Annotated in this window: 17 protein-coding genes; 13 read left to right on the forward strand and 4 right to left on the reverse strand. The window is 61.9% G+C overall.

Translation table 11 applies throughout. The features are described from left to right. The 13 genes from VL15_RS42730 to VL15_RS16260 all read left to right on the forward strand — a co-directional run. The coding region (locus VL15_RS42730; protein WP_048246747.1) for a hypothetical protein at window positions 1-1,502 on the forward strand (1,502 nt) is incomplete at its 5' end. Window positions 1,503-1,517: 15 nt separating this feature from the next. Then, window positions 1,518-2,297, forward strand: a complete 780-nt coding sequence (locus tag VL15_RS16205; protein WP_048246749.1) for a tail fiber assembly protein — start codon at window positions 1,518-1,520, stop codon at window positions 2,295-2,297. A gap of 84 nt (window positions 2,298-2,381) precedes the next feature. Beyond that, entirely contained in the window at window positions 2,382-3,551 is a 1,170-nt protein-coding gene (locus tag VL15_RS16210; RefSeq protein ID WP_048246751.1) for a phage tail sheath family protein, read from the forward strand. 10 nt (window positions 3,552-3,561) lie between these two features. Then, on the forward strand, window positions 3,562-4,065 hold the full coding sequence (locus VL15_RS16215) for a phage major tail tube protein (RefSeq protein WP_048246754.1): 504 nt from the start codon (window positions 3,562-3,564) through the stop codon (window positions 4,063-4,065). A 97-nt stretch (window positions 4,066-4,162) separates the two neighbouring features. Beyond that, window positions 4,163-4,465: a phage tail assembly protein gene (locus VL15_RS16220; RefSeq protein ID WP_048246756.1), complete on the forward strand. Its 303-nt coding sequence runs from the start codon at window positions 4,163-4,165 to the stop codon at window positions 4,463-4,465. Between the two features lie 80 nt (window positions 4,466-4,545). Then, the gene (locus tag VL15_RS16225) at window positions 4,546-6,993 is read left to right on the forward strand and encodes a phage tail tape measure protein (protein WP_048246758.1); all 2,448 of its coding nucleotides are present in this window, start codon (window positions 4,546-4,548) and stop codon (window positions 6,991-6,993) included. Between the two features lie 10 nt (window positions 6,994-7,003). Further along, the gene (locus VL15_RS16230) at window positions 7,004-7,882 is read left to right on the forward strand and encodes a phage tail protein (RefSeq protein WP_048246760.1); all 879 of its coding nucleotides are present in this window, start codon (window positions 7,004-7,006) and stop codon (window positions 7,880-7,882) included. Next, window positions 7,857-8,063, forward strand: coding sequence for a tail protein X (locus VL15_RS16235; protein WP_048246928.1), 207 nt, complete (start codon window positions 7,857-7,859; stop codon window positions 8,061-8,063). Before VL15_RS16230 ends, VL15_RS16235 begins: the two co-directional genes overlap by 26 nt. Window positions 8,064-8,072: 9 nt before the next feature. Further along, window positions 8,073-9,122: a phage late control D family protein gene (locus VL15_RS16240; protein WP_048246762.1), complete on the forward strand. Its 1,050-nt coding sequence runs from the start codon at window positions 8,073-8,075 to the stop codon at window positions 9,120-9,122. Window positions 9,123-9,199: 77 nt separating this feature from the next. After that, the gene (locus VL15_RS16245; protein ID WP_048246764.1) at window positions 9,200-9,493 is read left to right on the forward strand and encodes a phage holin family protein; all 294 of its coding nucleotides are present in this window, start codon (window positions 9,200-9,202) and stop codon (window positions 9,491-9,493) included. Beyond that, window positions 9,486-9,905 (forward strand): glycoside hydrolase family protein, encoded by a 420-nt coding sequence (locus tag VL15_RS16250; RefSeq protein ID WP_048246766.1) that lies wholly within the window; start codon window positions 9,486-9,488, stop codon window positions 9,903-9,905. Before VL15_RS16245 ends, VL15_RS16250 begins: the two co-directional genes overlap by 8 nt. Further along, on the forward strand, window positions 9,902-10,396 hold the full coding sequence (locus VL15_RS16255) for a DUF2514 family protein (RefSeq protein ID WP_048246768.1): 495 nt from the start codon (window positions 9,902-9,904) through the stop codon (window positions 10,394-10,396). The genes VL15_RS16250 and VL15_RS16255 overlap by 4 nt, the downstream gene beginning before the upstream one ends. Before the next feature lie 168 nt (window positions 10,397-10,564). Beyond that, window positions 10,565-11,350, forward strand: coding sequence for a DNA adenine methylase (locus tag VL15_RS16260; RefSeq protein WP_048246770.1), 786 nt, complete (start codon window positions 10,565-10,567; stop codon window positions 11,348-11,350). A gap of 39 nt (window positions 11,351-11,389) precedes the next feature. Here VL15_RS16260 and VL15_RS16265 read toward each other — a convergent pair whose 3' ends face one another. The 4 genes from VL15_RS16265 to VL15_RS16280 are packed head-to-tail and all read right to left on the reverse strand — an operon-like array spanning window position 11,390 to window position 13,572. Then, entirely contained in the window at window positions 11,390-12,100 is a 711-nt protein-coding gene (locus VL15_RS16265; protein ID WP_048246772.1) for an immunity 52 family protein, read from the reverse strand. Between the two features lie 12 nt (window positions 12,101-12,112). Further along, on the reverse strand, window positions 12,113-12,721 hold the full coding sequence (locus tag VL15_RS16270) for a restriction endonuclease fold toxin 5 domain-containing protein (RefSeq protein WP_080970858.1): 609 nt from the start codon (window positions 12,719-12,721) through the stop codon (window positions 12,113-12,115). Beyond that, on the reverse strand, window positions 12,603-13,076 hold the full coding sequence (locus VL15_RS43195) for a hypothetical protein (RefSeq protein ID WP_048246776.1): 474 nt from the start codon (window positions 13,074-13,076) through the stop codon (window positions 12,603-12,605). The genes VL15_RS16270 and VL15_RS43195 overlap by 119 nt, the downstream gene beginning before the upstream one ends. Further along, entirely contained in the window at window positions 13,069-13,572 is a 504-nt protein-coding gene (locus tag VL15_RS16280; protein WP_048246778.1) for a DUF4123 domain-containing protein, read from the reverse strand. The genes VL15_RS43195 and VL15_RS16280 overlap by 8 nt, the downstream gene beginning before the upstream one ends. Between the last annotated feature and the right edge of the window lies 1 nt (window position 13,573).

Here is a 13,573-nt window from a genome sequence, read left to right on the forward strand (position 1 = left end):
GTCTCGGGAGAAACAACGGATACTTCTACGCGAATGCAAAGGCGTGGGGCTTCTATTCGCCCGACTCGGGTCAAGTCGAGTTTACGTTCGCTGATCGCGTGCTGAAGATTGACGGCAAGACCGTGTGGTATGCAGGCAACGTCGATCCCTTCGATAAGGCGCGCGGTGGACGCATCGATGCTGACGTAAGCACGAAATCACTGACGGTCGACTCAGGCGCGAACGCATTTGCGACCCTCTATTTCGGTGATGGTGGCAAACGCCGCTGGACCGTCTACAAGAGCGATAACGCGGCGGGTAATCTGATGGTGTCAGCGTGGAGCGATGACGGCACGACGCAGACGACGGCGCTATCGCTGGATCGTGTATCGCGGATGCTACGTCTTTTCGGGCGTATGGTCGTTGGGAACGGGGCCGACGACGGAGCTAGTGCGATGCAAGTCACGGGTGATATCGCGATTTCTAACGGGACGATCAAGATCGCCGGTGGTGTGGTTTGGCATACCGGCAATCTGGTGCCGCTGGACATGAACAATGGCGGCACGCTCAAGGGGCCGCTTTGGCTTGCGCCGAGTGCACGCATTTTCCTGTCGGAAGGCACGCCACAGAATCCGTCGCTGACGTTTAACAATGAGGGTGCAGCAGATACCGGCCTGTATCACTACGCGGACGGTGCTTTTGGCGTGACCTGTGACGGCAGGGTTACGGTTCGATTCACGGCAGACAAGGGCACGATCTTTGATCGTGCCGTGCAAGTTCCGACGCCGGCGGCAGGCGACAGATCGAATAACGCCGCGTCGACGGCATTCGTGGTTGACGCGATCGCATCGGCGGCGATCGGCCAGATCATTTTCGAGGTGCGAAACAGTGTCCGGGCGGGCTGTCTGAAGCTGGACGGCGCTGTGCTAAAGCGAGTTGACTATCCGCAGCTCTGGGCGTACGCGCAGGCAAGTGGTGCGCTTGCAACAGAAAAGGATTGGGCTGCTGGTTGGTGGGCGTGCTTCTCGATCGGCGACGGGGAGACGACATTCCGCATTCCCGAGTTTCGGGGCGAAGGTATCCGGTGTGCTGACGGCGGGCGTGGTGTCGATGCTGGTCGGGGTGTCGGTTCTTGGCAGGACAGTCAGAACCGATCTCACGCACACGGCGCCTCATCAAGTGATGCTGGGGACCACTCGCACGAAGCATGGGCCGAAGGAAATGGCTGGCACGGACACGGCGTTTCGCAACAGCCCCACTCGCACGGGTTCGGTCTCGGTTCGAACGGTGCGTTTTCGACGAGCACCGGACGTGGTTACGGTATGGACAACGGTCGTGCGAACAACTTGGGTACGGATGGCGCAACGATCCCGATCGGTATAGACGGAAGCGGGACGCATACGCACGCCATTGGTGTCCGCGGTGTGGGTGGTCACGCCCACGCGATCAGCGTCGCGGCTGACGGTGGTGCGGAAGCACGTATGCGCAACGTCGCCGTGCTCGCCATGATCCGAGCATATTAATTCGAGAGGTAGAGCATGCTTTGCAACCAATACGATAGTTTGACCGGGCAGTACGTCGTGAGCTTTCTTGCCGATGTCGATCCGATGAATTCGAGCCGCTTTCTGGTCCCTGCATTCTGTACGTTTGAACCGCTGCCTGAGCGTGAGCCGCGCACCTGGCCGTTCTGGCGTGACGAAAAATGGAAGATGCTGCCCGACTATCGCGGCGTGCGCCTTTATCGAACGGAGTCAGGTGTGGCGGCGGAAATTACCGTGGCGGGTGTGACGCCCGACGACGCGGGACTGACCGAGAAACCGCGTCCGTCCGATACGCACGTTTGGCGGGATGGGACGTGGGCCGTCGACGAGAAGATCGTCGCGGACCGCGCGCGTGAGTCAGCGATGAATGACTTCTTTGCGCGACTTGAAAATGCCCGTCAGCAGAATCGCGGCAAATCGGACGCGCGGATGACGGGGCGGCTGTCGGATCTCGAAGAAGCGACGTTCGACGCGTGGGCTGACTATCAGGTCGCGCTGGTGCGGGTCGTCGAGTCGCCGACTTTCCCGGTGGAGATCACGTGGCCGGCCGAACCCAATCCGGCCGCGATTCTCGCGAAGGTCGAGGCAGCGCGAGCGGAGAAAGCAGCTCGTGAAGCCGAAGAAGCCGCGCAGCGTGCGGCTGCGGAGAAGCAGGCCGAAGCGGATCGAGCTGCGGCCGAGGCGGAAATGCAGCGTCGGGCTGAAGGCTCGGCCGCGACCGACATCGTCGCCGATCCGGAGCAACCGAAGGCACCCGATACGCCCGCCAAAAAGTAACTTTGCCGACGCCGCATGTGTTGCTGGCGTCGTTTCGTTTCAAGCCGCTCCGATGAGCGGCTTTTTTTATATCCGGAGATCCGCATGGCAGCGACTTCTTTCTTTCACGGCATCACGACGACGATCGTCGATAGCGGCCCGCGCACGATTGCGGTGCCGTCGTCGTCGGTCGTTGGCATGGCCGACACTTACACGCCCGGGCCTGATCTGGCGCAGCCGAATGTCCCGGTGCAATTGACCAGCCACGGCGAAGCGGTGCGTGCGTTCGGGGAGAACAGCGCGATCGCACGGGCTGCCCGCGCAATCTATGCGCAGAGCAGCGCGATTGTGATCGCGGTTGGCGTGCCCGCAGTGACCGATGCGGCGCAGCTCACGTCGGCGATCATCGGTGGTGTGTCGGCCGGTGGCGCACGCACCGGCATGCAGGCGCTGCTCGACGCGAAGTCGCGTTTCAACGCACAGCCGCGTCTGCTGGTCGCACCTGGGCACACGTCCAAGCAGCCGGTCGCGACGGCGGCGGACGCGCTCGCCGGCAAGCTGCGCGCGATGGCTGTGATCGACGGCCCGAACGTCGACGACGAGGCGGCGATTGCATACGCGAGGAATTTCGGCAGCAAGCGCCTGTACATGGTCGACCCCGGCGCGAAGGCATGGAACAACGCGACGAACAGCGAGATTTCGCTGCCGGCGTCGACGTACGCAGCGGGTCTGTTCTGTCAGACCGACGCGAAGATCGGCTTCTGGGCGTCGCCGTCGAACAAGGAGATCGTCGAGATCACGGGCACGGGACGGCCGATCGAATACCTCGACGGCGACGAGACGTGCCGCGCGAACCTGCTCAACAACGCGAACATCACGACGATCATTCGCGACGGCGGGTTCCGCTTGTGGGGGAACCGCACGCTGTCGGCCGACCCGAAGTGGAAGTTCGTCACGCGCGTGCGCACGCTCGACATCGTCATGGACGCTGTGCAGGCCGGTCACAAGTGGGCGGTCGATCGCGGCATCACGGCGACGTACGTCAGCGACGTGACTGAAGGGCTGCAGGCGTTTATGCGTGATCTGAAGCGTCAGGGCGCGTTGATCAACTTCGAGGTCTATCCGGACCCGCTGCTGAACACGGCGAGCCAGCTCGAAGACGGCAAGGTGTACTGGAACATCCGATTCACGGATGTCCCGCCGGCCGAAAACCCGATTTTCCGCTTCGAGGTCACGAATCAGTGGCTGACCGAAGTGCTGGACAACCAGATCTAAGGGAGGAACGATGATTCCGGAAACACTGCACAACTGCAATGCGTTCATCGATGGGCGCGGATACGCGGGCCGCGCAACGAGCATGACGCCGCCGAAGTTGAAGATCAAGACGGACGACTTCCGCGCGGGTGGCATGGATGGCACGACGAAGGTCGATCAGGGCATGGAAGCGCTCGATGCATCGTTTGCGATGTCGACGATGGACTACGAAGTGCTGCGCTTCTTCGGGCTGGTCGATCAGGGCGCGTTTAACGGCGTCTTTCGCGCGGTGTTCATGGACCGCAGCGGCAAGGCGAAGAGCGTCGCCGTGTATCTGCGCGGCATGATGTACGAAGTCGATCCGGGCGAATGGAAGCCCGGCGACAAGGTCGACGCGAAGTTCAGCGTGTCGTGCGACTACTACAAGCTGGAAGTCGCCGGTGCGATCGTGCACGAGATCGATATCTTCGCGTGCAAGCGCGTGATCAACGGTGTCGATCAGCTCGCCGAAGTGCGCAAGGGTCTCGGCATGTAAGTGCCTCGCGTTCGTCATTCGACGGACATGTAGCAAAGCTACTTTGTTTAATCAATGGCGAGCCGACGGCTCGCCATTTTTCGTTTCAGGAACCGTCATGGAAAAAGTTTCGATCAAGCTCGACTATCCGATCCACCTCAACGGCGTCGAGTGCGACACCTTCACGATGCGCCGACCGAAGGTGCGCGACATGCGCGGTGCGCAGAAGCTCGCGCCGAACGATACCGAGGAACAGGAACTGATCCTGTTCGCGTCGCTCGCCGACATCGCACCGAGCGATCTCGACGCGATGGATATGGCCGATTACGAGCGCGTGCAAGACGCGTACTACTCTTTTCGACCCGTACGCAAAGCTGGACCGAAAGACGCTCAAGGCACTGGCGAAACGGCTGGTGCGTGAATACAGCATGTCGCCGACATCGATCGACGAGATGACGGTCGACGACATGCTCTGGTGGCTGACGGATTGAGGGGGCCGGGATGGCGAAAGATTTAGCGCTTGGGATCGTGATCGGCGGTGCCGTCTCGGCGACGTTCGGGAAAGCGATCTCCGACACGTCGTCGAAGATCGACGCGATGAAGAAGCGGGCGAACGACTCGCGGCTCTGGCAGCGCCAGATCGGCGAGACGATGCGGCTGCAGGATGAGTTCCGCCGGCTGCATTTGGCGGGCGACAGCGCGGCGGATGGCATCCGTCGCAAGCTCGACAGCAATTTGAAGTCGCTGCGAGATGCCGGCATCGAGGTCGGCCGGCTCGATCGCGCGTATGCGCAGCTCGGGCGGACCGCTCGCGGGCTGGATCTGAAGGTGACCGGGCGCGAACGCATGACGGCCGGGCAAGAGGCCGGACGTGGCGTGATCGGCGATGTGGTGAAAGTGGCGGGGGCGGTTGCGGTGCCTGCGACGATCGCCGCGAACTATCAGGCGATCATTCGCGACATCGCGCTCAAGGCCGGTATCGCCCGTACGCAGGAAGAGGCGGCGATGGGTTCGCGTATCCGGCGCGATGCAGGGTCGAACGGGATCGGTCGCAACGAGCTGGCCGAGGCCGTCAACCAGATGGTTGCAGGCGGCATGGATCTCGATCGCGCGCTCAACTTCGCGCCCCTGGTTGCAAAGTTCTCGATCGGTCAGGGTGCGACGACGGTCGAGACCGCGAAGATGATCCAAGCGTTGCAGCAGAACGCCGAGATCGTCGACCCGCAGCAGATGTCGAAGGCACTCGAAGCGATCGCGTATCTCGGCAAGGAGGGGTCGTTCGAGTCTGTCGACATGGCGCGGTGGTTCCCGGTGCTGCTCGCCGAAATGAAGAAGGTCGGCATCACGGGGCAGGATTCGGTGACGCAGCTCGGGGCGATGCTCCAGGTGCAGATGAAGACGGCCGGCAGCTCGGACGAGGCGGCGAACAACCTCAAAAACTGGTTCTCGAAGATCGGCTCCGGCGAGACCGAACGCAACTATGCGAAGGCCGGCGTCGACTATCAGGGAAAGATGCGCGAGGCGATCGGCAAGGGCTGGTCGACGCTGGAGGCGTCGTTCGTGCTCGCCCGCGCGTACATCGAGCGTGCCGACCCGGCCAAGGCGAAGCAACTCGCGGCTGCGGCGAAGCAGTTCAATTCCGAAATGGACCCGGCCAAGCGTCAGACGCAGATGGCCGCATTCGCCGAGACGATGAAGACCGGCGACCTGTTCAACGACATGCAGGTCAAGGCGGCGCTGACGGCATACATGCAGAACGCCGAGCTGTATTCGAACCTGAAGCGCAACGCGCAGCAGGCGAGCGGTGAGATCGAGAAGGATCTGGAGGCGCGTCGCGAGACGTCCAAGCAGATCTGGAGCGAGGTAGGGCAGCAATGGGACGACGCGATGCGCAGCATCGGCGACGCCCTGCGTCCCGTCACCGATCGCGTTGGCGAGGCGGCGAAGGGAGCCGGGAGCGGCATTCAGTCCGCAGCAGATAGCGCTCCGAAGGCGACCGCTGCTGTTGTCGGCGTCGCCGGCACGGTGCTTGCGGTGCGCGGAGCAAAGGCACTTTGGAGCATCGGTCGCGGCATGTTCGATTTCGCGCGCGGCACGCTGCTGGCGCGGGGTGCGGGGCGTGCCGGTAGTGCGGGCGGCGCAGGGGGCGCAGTCGGGCGTGCGCTGGACGCGCTCGGTGGGGTTGCCGGTGCTGTTGGTGGTGTGCAGCAGGTGTTTGTCGTGAACATGCCCGGTGGTGGGGGCGATGGTGGCGGGTTTGGCGATCCGGGGAGCGGTGGGCGTGCGAGTCGAGCCGGTCGAGCCGCGCGTCGTGCGGCAGCTCGTGGCGGGCGGTTCGGGAGGATTGGCAGGATCTTCAGTGCGGGGCGTTCGCTTTTCGGTCGGGTTGCGCCGTACGCCGGAAAACTGGCCTTGGGGGCGACGGTGCTGAAGTTCGGACTGGCGGCACGCGAGGCGTACGCCGTCGCGTCGAGCACGGATACGAACGATCGGAAGGCAAGCCGCTTTGCGGGTATCGCCGGCAGTCTCGCGGGTGGGGTGATCGGCGCGAAGGTCGGGGCGACGATCGGGATGCTTGGTGGCCCGATCGGCTCGGCCATCGTGGGTGTCATTGGTGGAGCGGTTGGTACGTTTGTTGGCGAAAAGGCATTCAGTGCCATCGCGAGCAAGCTCCTGAACAAGAAGCCGGACGAGACGCCCGCGAATGTCGAGGCGGTCGCCAAGGCGGCGAAGGCGGCAGAGAGTCCGGCGGCAGATGCTCGTTTCGGGCCGCGTATCGATCAGAAGAACACGTTCGCGCCGGTCTTCAACGTGAAGATCGAAGCGAGCGATACCGACATGGCTAACAAGTTCCTCGCGCAGGTCAGTCCGCAGTTGACGCGGATGATGGAGGAGCAGCAACGCAAGGCGAACAGCCGGACAGCAATGTTCGACTCGCCACATATGTAAGGGAGGCTCTATGGATGTGTTTCGACAGATCACGGGAGCAGCAACGCAGGCGGGGATCGCGACGGAGCGGGTGCGGCAGATGGTTCGCATCTTCGATCGGAACCGTGCGGCGAGCATGGCGACGGTAGACGTGCTGCAGCGTCTCGCGACCGGCAACCTGAGCAGTGCGGCCGAGCTGCTGACAGGCGCGACGAGCGCGCTGTCGGTGGCGTCGGATCTGTTTCCGCAGGTCGGCGCGATCGTGCGTAGCTTCAACGCGACACAGGCGTCGATAGGCTCGATTCTGAAGGCCGTCGACGGATCGAATTTCCCCCTTGTGCGGGCCGCCGCCGACAGCGTCAAGTCTGCATTGGGCGGGGCGTGGAATCAGTTCAACGCGGCGGTTGGCCTGAAAGATTCGGCGGTGCTCGACGTGATCAAGTCGACGGGTGTCGGCTCGATGCTGTCGGGTCTGGTCGACGGTGCGTCGTCGAGCACGCCGCACCTGATGACGATGACGACGGATGCCGGCGACGCGTTCCACTTCAACCTGTCGACGGCGGCTCACGACAAGCTGCGACGGGCGACGCGGTATCGCGTCGCGTCCCAGGAGCGCCTGAATCGTCAGGAGGCGCTGCAGCCGGTCAGCGAGGGGGGCGAGACGATCACGTTGTCGGGCGTCGTGTTCCCGTCGCTCGGGGCCGGCACGAAGCAGATCAGTCGGCTCCGTGCAATCGGTGGCCGGATGAAGCCCGTGCAACTCACGACGGGCGACGGCGAAGTGCTCGGCCGCTGGCTGTTGCAGGCGATCGAGGAGGAACAGGACGCGCTGCTCGTGGACGGCATGCCGCGCAAACAAACATTCTCGGTGGAGTTCGGGCGCTATGGCGAAGACTTTAAGAACGTCTGACGGCGACGTGCTCGACACGCTTTGCTATCGGTACTACGGGACGCTGCAGGGAACCGTCGAGGCGGTGTACGAGGCGAATCCGGGGCTGGCGAATCAACGGCAGCCGTTCGCGTCCGGTGTCGAGATCCTGATGCCGGATCTCGATGCGCCGCGTGTCGAGTCGGTCCAGCTTTGGACATAGTGAGGGGCGATGGAAGCGATTTTTCAGGTTGTCGCGAACGGCTCGGACGTGACGAAGGTTATTCAGGATCGCGTGCTGGAGATCCGGGCCATCGACAAACCCGGTCTAGACGCAGACGAGTGCACGATCACGCTCGACGATCGCGACGGCCGCATCGAATTCCCGCCGAAGGGCGCGACGTTGAAGGTGTCAATCGGATGGGACGGGCAGGGGCTGTCGATGCTCGGCGAGTACGCCGTCGACGAGGTCGGACTGCGCGGGCCGCCGGCCAGCGTCGTGATCCGGGGGAAGCCTGCGAACATGCGCGCGACGTCGAAAACGCAGCGGTACGGGAGCTGGTCGAACGCGAAGCTGGCCGACATCGTCGGCGACGTCGCGCGTCGCAATAAGTGGGCGGCCGCGTGCGACGTCGACGTCGTCGTGCCGCGTATCGATCAGTTCGGCGAGAGCGATCTGCACTTCATCACGCGCGTGGCTCGCCAGTACGGAGCGACGGCGACGGTCAAGGCCGGCAAGCTGATCGTCCTGCCGCGCGGCGGCGGCAAGAGTGCGAGCGGCAAGCCGCTGCCGGTCGTGACGCTTACGCCCGGCGATCTGCTCGACTATGACATCAACTTCCCGGACCGTGCGAGCTTCGCGGCCGTTCGCACGAAGGTGCACGATCGCAAGTCAGGGAAGAAGATCGATCTGACGATCCCAAATCCGGATGCGCCGCCAGGTGCGTCCGCGGTGCATACCGAACGCCATGCGTTCGCCAGTCCGGAAGCCGCAAAGGCCGGTGCGACGTCGCGAATGGCGACGCTCAACCGGCACACGTCGGCGAGCCGGCTCACGATGCGCGGCCGCGCAGATCTGTCGGCAGAGAAGACGATAGCGCTGAAGGGGTTCAAGAAGGGCGTGGACGGCGATTTTCTGATCGAGTCGGTCGAACACACCTACGCGTCGCGCGGGTGGATCTCGGTCGTTACGTTGAACGGAGGGAACAAGGGGAAAGCGAGGGTGGGGCACAAGAAGAAGTCGGGCAAGAAAATCAATCTGGTGGTGCCGGCGCCGCAGTAACGCGTCACGCACTGTATTTGCAGGCCGCTCACGGGCAACCGGAGCGGCCTTTCTTTTTATCGGGCTAAGGGGAACCGATGCAAGACCACGAAAAGACGATTCTGGAGCTGATCATCATGGGCGGATTGATCGGCATCGCGAAGGTGTTGGTCGGTAGCGAGCCGTTGTCGTTTCGGCTGGTTGTCGGTCGCGCCGTTCTGGGGTCCGCGACATCAATGGTCGCGGGCATCGCACTGCTGCAGATCCCGGATCTGCCGCCGATCGCGCTGCTCGGCCTCGGGAGCGCGCTCGGCATCGTTGGGTCGCAGTACCTTGAGGTGCTGCTGCGTAGTAAAGCAAAGCAACTTTTTGGAGGTAGCAAGAATGGGTAACTACGACGCGTTGAAGCTGAAAGCCGAACTGACGCGCGACGAAGATCGGCGGTATCGGATCTATACCGATACCGTTGGCAAAGTGTCGGGAGGCATTGGCCGCAACCTGACCGACAAGGGGTTCCGCGATAACGAGATCGATCTGATGTACCAGAACGACATCGCGGAAACCGAGGCGTGGCTTGATCGCAATCTGTCGTGGTGGCGGTCCCTCGACCCGGTCCGTCAGCGCGTGCTGATGAACATGGCGTTCAACATGCAAGGGAAGCTGCTCGGGTTTCGTAACTTCCTCGGCGCAGCGCAACGCAGCGACTGGAGCACGGCTGCGGCTGAAATGCTCGACAGCCTGTGGGCGCGACAGGTCGGGGATCGAGCGAAGCGACTCGCATCAATGATGAGGAGCGGGGCATGACCTGGCTCGATCCTCGTATCTGGCTCGCGGTCATCGTCGCAATTTTCGTTGGCGCTGCCACTGGCTATTCGAAGGGGCACCGTGACGCCGACCGGTCCGCGAGAGTCGCGGATCAGGCACGGCAGATCGATGACCTGAAGACCGAGCGTAACGAAATTCGCCGCCGGTTGGCGGCACAACAGGAGATCGCAACTGATGCTGCGAAAGAACGTGATCAGGCACGCGCTGATGCTGCTGTTGCCGATGGTGCTGCTGACGGCCTGCGCAGGCAGGTCGTCGCACTCGTTGCAGACGTCCGGCGTGCCGGTGCTTCGGCCGGAAGCGCGTCAGCCGTCGATGCCCTCGATTTGCTTGCCGACTTGTTCGGCCGGGCTGACGAGCGCGCGGGAGAGCTGGCGAAGATCGCTGACGAGCGCGGTATCGCCGGCCAGCAGTGCGAACGCAGTTACGACGCGTTGATCGGCGACGCACAAACCAATCTGCCGCAGTAACGCGGCAATCGAAGCCTCGCGGCTTCGAGAGAAACAGGGCGACCGGGAAAATGTTCGAGCATTGTCCCCGGCCGCCTTTCCACTGCTTGTGCCAGTGAATCAGCCAAGGCCCTGCTTACCTACGTAGGCGGGCCGGATTCTACACCAAGTTTAAAAACGGCTTTCACAATGGCAAATCCCATCATTCCTTGGATCGGCGGAAAGCGCCGTCTGGCAGACCATCTTATTCCGCGTTTCCCGGCGCACGACTGCTATGTCGAAGTGTTCGCGGGCGGGGCCGCACTGTACTTCATGCGTCCGCCGGCAAAGGTCGAGGTAGTCAACGATATCAACGGAGAACTGATCAACCTATACCGTGTCGTGCAGCATCACGTCGACGAGTTTGTGCGCCAGTTCAATTGGGCGTTTACGAGTCGCGAGCTGTTCGCCTGGTTGAAACAAACGATCCCGGAAACGCTCACCGATATCCAGCGTGCTGCACGTTTCTACTACCTGCAGAAAAGTTGCTTTGGCGGGAAGCTCGAAGGGCAGACATTCGGCTCAAAGACGTTGGCCCCGCCGGGATTGAATCCCATTCGTCTCAAAGAGGAGCTGTCTACGGCGCATCAGCGGCTGGCGAACGCCTTCATCGAGCGCTTGGATTGGGCGGCCTGTATCGACCGATACGACCGACCGCATACGCTGTTCTATCTCGATCCGCCGTATCACGGGACGCAGGGGTATGGCGTGCCGTTTCCGTTTGCCGAGTACGAGAAGATGGCCGAGCGACTGCGCCGTCTCAAGGGGCGCGCGATTGTGAGCCTCAACGATCACCCTGACATCCGGCGCGTGTTCGATGGGTTCTACATCGAGACCGTGCCGATCCAGTACACGGTCGGGGTTGAAGCCGTCGACCGGAACGAGCTGATCATTTTCAGTTGGGACGACGCGGCGCAGCCTGTGGGACTGTTCTAATCGACGATGCCGGCGCGGACTATCGCGCCGGCATAGCGCTTACAGATCCTTGAAGGCGGGGAGGAGGTCTTGCTCGACGAGTCGGATCTCGATCCGGTTTGCCGTCTCGATGTGCTCGGGGTTCTTCATCGAGAAAGGAGCGTCTGTCGTGCTGACGATGATGGTGCCGGTCTGCAGTTTTCCTGCCTCCGGAACCGGGATGAGATCGCGGGCTTCTGGCACTTGCTGTTGCGTGATGACCGTTGGCAAATAGATCATCCAGCCGACTCCCGGCTTGTCGTCGAATACCTGCTTAGTGACGTAGCTCCTTGGTGAGACGGAAACGTAAGCAGGGTTGAATGCGGCGACCGTGGCTTTCACAATTTGCTGAACTGATGCAGCGTTTGTGAGCACCGTATCGTCCGAAATTTTTGCATCGAATGAGTTCGGGCCGACATTCTCACCGACATGGCACGCAAGAGACGCGCCTTGCCCCTTGTTCTGATTCCCATTCCACAGCGCAACGAACGTGAGCGACGGATCGGCTGAAAACTCTTGCTTTAGGACGGCGAGGAGGGCAGTCGACGGTTTGCCGTCTTCGAATGCCGGGTAGAGGAGTGCTTCGTCTACGCTCTCACCTTGGGCAAACCATGTCCCTAGGTTGGGTTCGATTGCACCCATCGTGGACGTGACCAAGTGTATGCGCGACAGGATCTGTTCGAAGTCTGTCGGAGCAAGTGACGTGTCTCTGAACTGAAGGCTGAAGTCCATCTTGATCTCGGATTACGGTTGTACGACGGAAAGGACCGAGTTTCGCATCAACTCTTTGAGCAGGTATTCTCGCGGCTCTGGTTCTTCAAAGTACCACTTCAATCGCGTTGGTGGGAACGGCTTGATCGCGTTGGCCTGTCGCGAAATGTCTGAGATGGTCGTTGGCCAGCCTTTGAACCAATCAGCAGGTTCAAGTTCGCCGTCGTCATCGCGCTGAAGGAAGCTGGCATAGCGTGACTTGGCTTCTTGGAGCATGCAGTCTGCCGGCAGAAAGCCGTCGAAATAAACGCCTGCGAACAACCATTCTTCGTTCCATCCGCCCTCGTTGCTGTACGGCCGTCCCGTGATCCGGCCTTGATACTCGCGAGAGTGGTTGGACATATGGTGCCTCTTGTTCTCAGCCTTGCCGGTTTCCTCCGGAGGGCACTTCTTACACTTTTCGCCGGTCCGCGGCACTGCCTTGGCGTCGGTCTTTGCCTTGCTTTCGTCCTTCGGCGTGTCACTAGACAGGCTCGCTGTCCCCGCCAGTCCGACCCCGCCCAACAAGGCGGCGCCAGCTCGCGCCAAGACCGGTCCAAGCTCCGCCAATACCCCCTCCAGTAGTGGAAGTGCTGCTGCCATTCTCAAGTCCCCCGTTGTATTCCGGATGTTCGACGCGCCACTTTATGACGCGAAAGTAATCGTGAAACCGTTCGTCTGGTGATCGGCCGGGCCGCGTGAGCCACGCTCGCGTGGCTGGCTTCGTGTAGAAGCTCGGTGCGTACGCTTCGATTCGCAGAAACGCCTCGACGTTTTCGTCCGATTGGATGCCGATCTGTCGGGCCGCGACATAAGCATTCCGGAGTCGCATGGGCAGCGTGCTGTCATCGGCAAGTTTCGGATCGGCTTTGACGAGATCCTGTCTGACGCGCTCGACGTATCCGCGCGCGTCGATCTCGGCAAGGCCGGCGACCTGTTCGCTTGTCAGCTCAAGCATGCGGGTGTACTCCCTTCAGTGTTCCATTCACTTCGACGAGCCAGTCAAATGTCGAGACGAAGAACTGCATGCGCTGCGTGAATTCCATCAGCGACGCCATGTCGGCCATGATGCGGGCATCGTAGAAGCGGAGCAGGGCCGTGCTTCCGTCCGGCAAGCGTACGTCGAGGCGGCTGCGCAGCTCGTCAGCGAGTGATTCGATCGGATATGCGCTGATCAGCCAGGACACGCCGGTGGAGCTGCTGGCCATTGTGGAGAGAGTTCGCCGGATATTGCTAGCTGCAGCCTCGTAGGGAAAAAGCCACGGTCCAGCGTCGGCGAGTGACGCGTCCTGCGTGCCGTCGAATACAGCTATGGCCGACCGAGATCGTCGAGGGGCTGCCCCATTGGTTGTGTTCGCGTAAAGCAGGCCGTCGACAAGCGCATAGAGATGCACCTGCATGGTCAACTGCTGTTGCCGCTTGAAGAAGAAAGCTTCGATCGAATTTTCGGTCATG

Source organism: Burkholderia cepacia, assembly GCF_001039005.1.
GTDB classification, from domain to species: Bacteria; Pseudomonadota; Gammaproteobacteria; order Burkholderiales; family Burkholderiaceae; genus Burkholderia; species Burkholderia theae.

What these genes read in the sequence shown, in the direction of transcription:
- VL15_RS16205 (WP_048246749.1), top strand. Translation starts at nt 1,518, where the DNA reads ATGCTTTGCAACCAATACGATAGTTTGACCGGGCAGTACGTCGTGAGC.
- VL15_RS16210 (WP_048246751.1), top strand. Translation starts at nt 2,382, where the DNA reads ATGGCAGCGACTTCTTTCTTTCACGGCATCACGACGACGATCGTCGAT.
- VL15_RS16215 (WP_048246754.1), top strand. Translation starts at nt 3,562, where the DNA reads ATGATTCCGGAAACACTGCACAACTGCAATGCGTTCATCGATGGGCGC.
- VL15_RS16220 (WP_048246756.1), top strand. Translation starts at nt 4,163, where the DNA reads ATGGAAAAAGTTTCGATCAAGCTCGACTATCCGATCCACCTCAACGGC.
- VL15_RS16225 (WP_048246758.1), top strand. Translation starts at nt 4,546, where the DNA reads ATGGCGAAAGATTTAGCGCTTGGGATCGTGATCGGCGGTGCCGTCTCG.
- VL15_RS16230 (WP_048246760.1), top strand. Translation starts at nt 7,004, where the DNA reads ATGGATGTGTTTCGACAGATCACGGGAGCAGCAACGCAGGCGGGGATC.
- VL15_RS16235 (WP_048246928.1), top strand. Translation starts at nt 7,857, where the DNA reads ATGGCGAAGACTTTAAGAACGTCTGACGGCGACGTGCTCGACACGCTT.
- VL15_RS16240 (WP_048246762.1), top strand. Translation starts at nt 8,073, where the DNA reads ATGGAAGCGATTTTTCAGGTTGTCGCGAACGGCTCGGACGTGACGAAG.
- VL15_RS16245 (WP_048246764.1), top strand. Translation starts at nt 9,200, where the DNA reads ATGCAAGACCACGAAAAGACGATTCTGGAGCTGATCATCATGGGCGGA.
- VL15_RS16250 (WP_048246766.1), top strand. Translation starts at nt 9,486, where the DNA reads ATGGGTAACTACGACGCGTTGAAGCTGAAAGCCGAACTGACGCGCGAC.
- VL15_RS16255 (WP_048246768.1), top strand. Translation starts at nt 9,902, where the DNA reads ATGACCTGGCTCGATCCTCGTATCTGGCTCGCGGTCATCGTCGCAATT.
- VL15_RS16260 (WP_048246770.1), top strand. Translation starts at nt 10,565, where the DNA reads ATGGCAAATCCCATCATTCCTTGGATCGGCGGAAAGCGCCGTCTGGCA.
- VL15_RS16265 (WP_048246772.1), bottom strand. Translation starts at nt 12,100, where the DNA reads ATGGACTTCAGCCTTCAGTTCAGAGACACGTCACTTGCTCCGACAGAC.
- VL15_RS16270 (WP_080970858.1), bottom strand. Translation starts at nt 12,721, where the DNA reads ATGGCAGCAGCACTTCCACTACTGGAGGGGGTATTGGCGGAGCTTGGA.
- VL15_RS43195 (WP_048246776.1), bottom strand. Translation starts at nt 13,076, where the DNA reads ATGCTTGAGCTGACAAGCGAACAGGTCGCCGGCCTTGCCGAGATCGAC.
- VL15_RS16280 (WP_048246778.1), bottom strand. Translation starts at nt 13,572, where the DNA reads ATGACCGAAAATTCGATCGAAGCTTTCTTCTTCAAGCGGCAACAGCAG.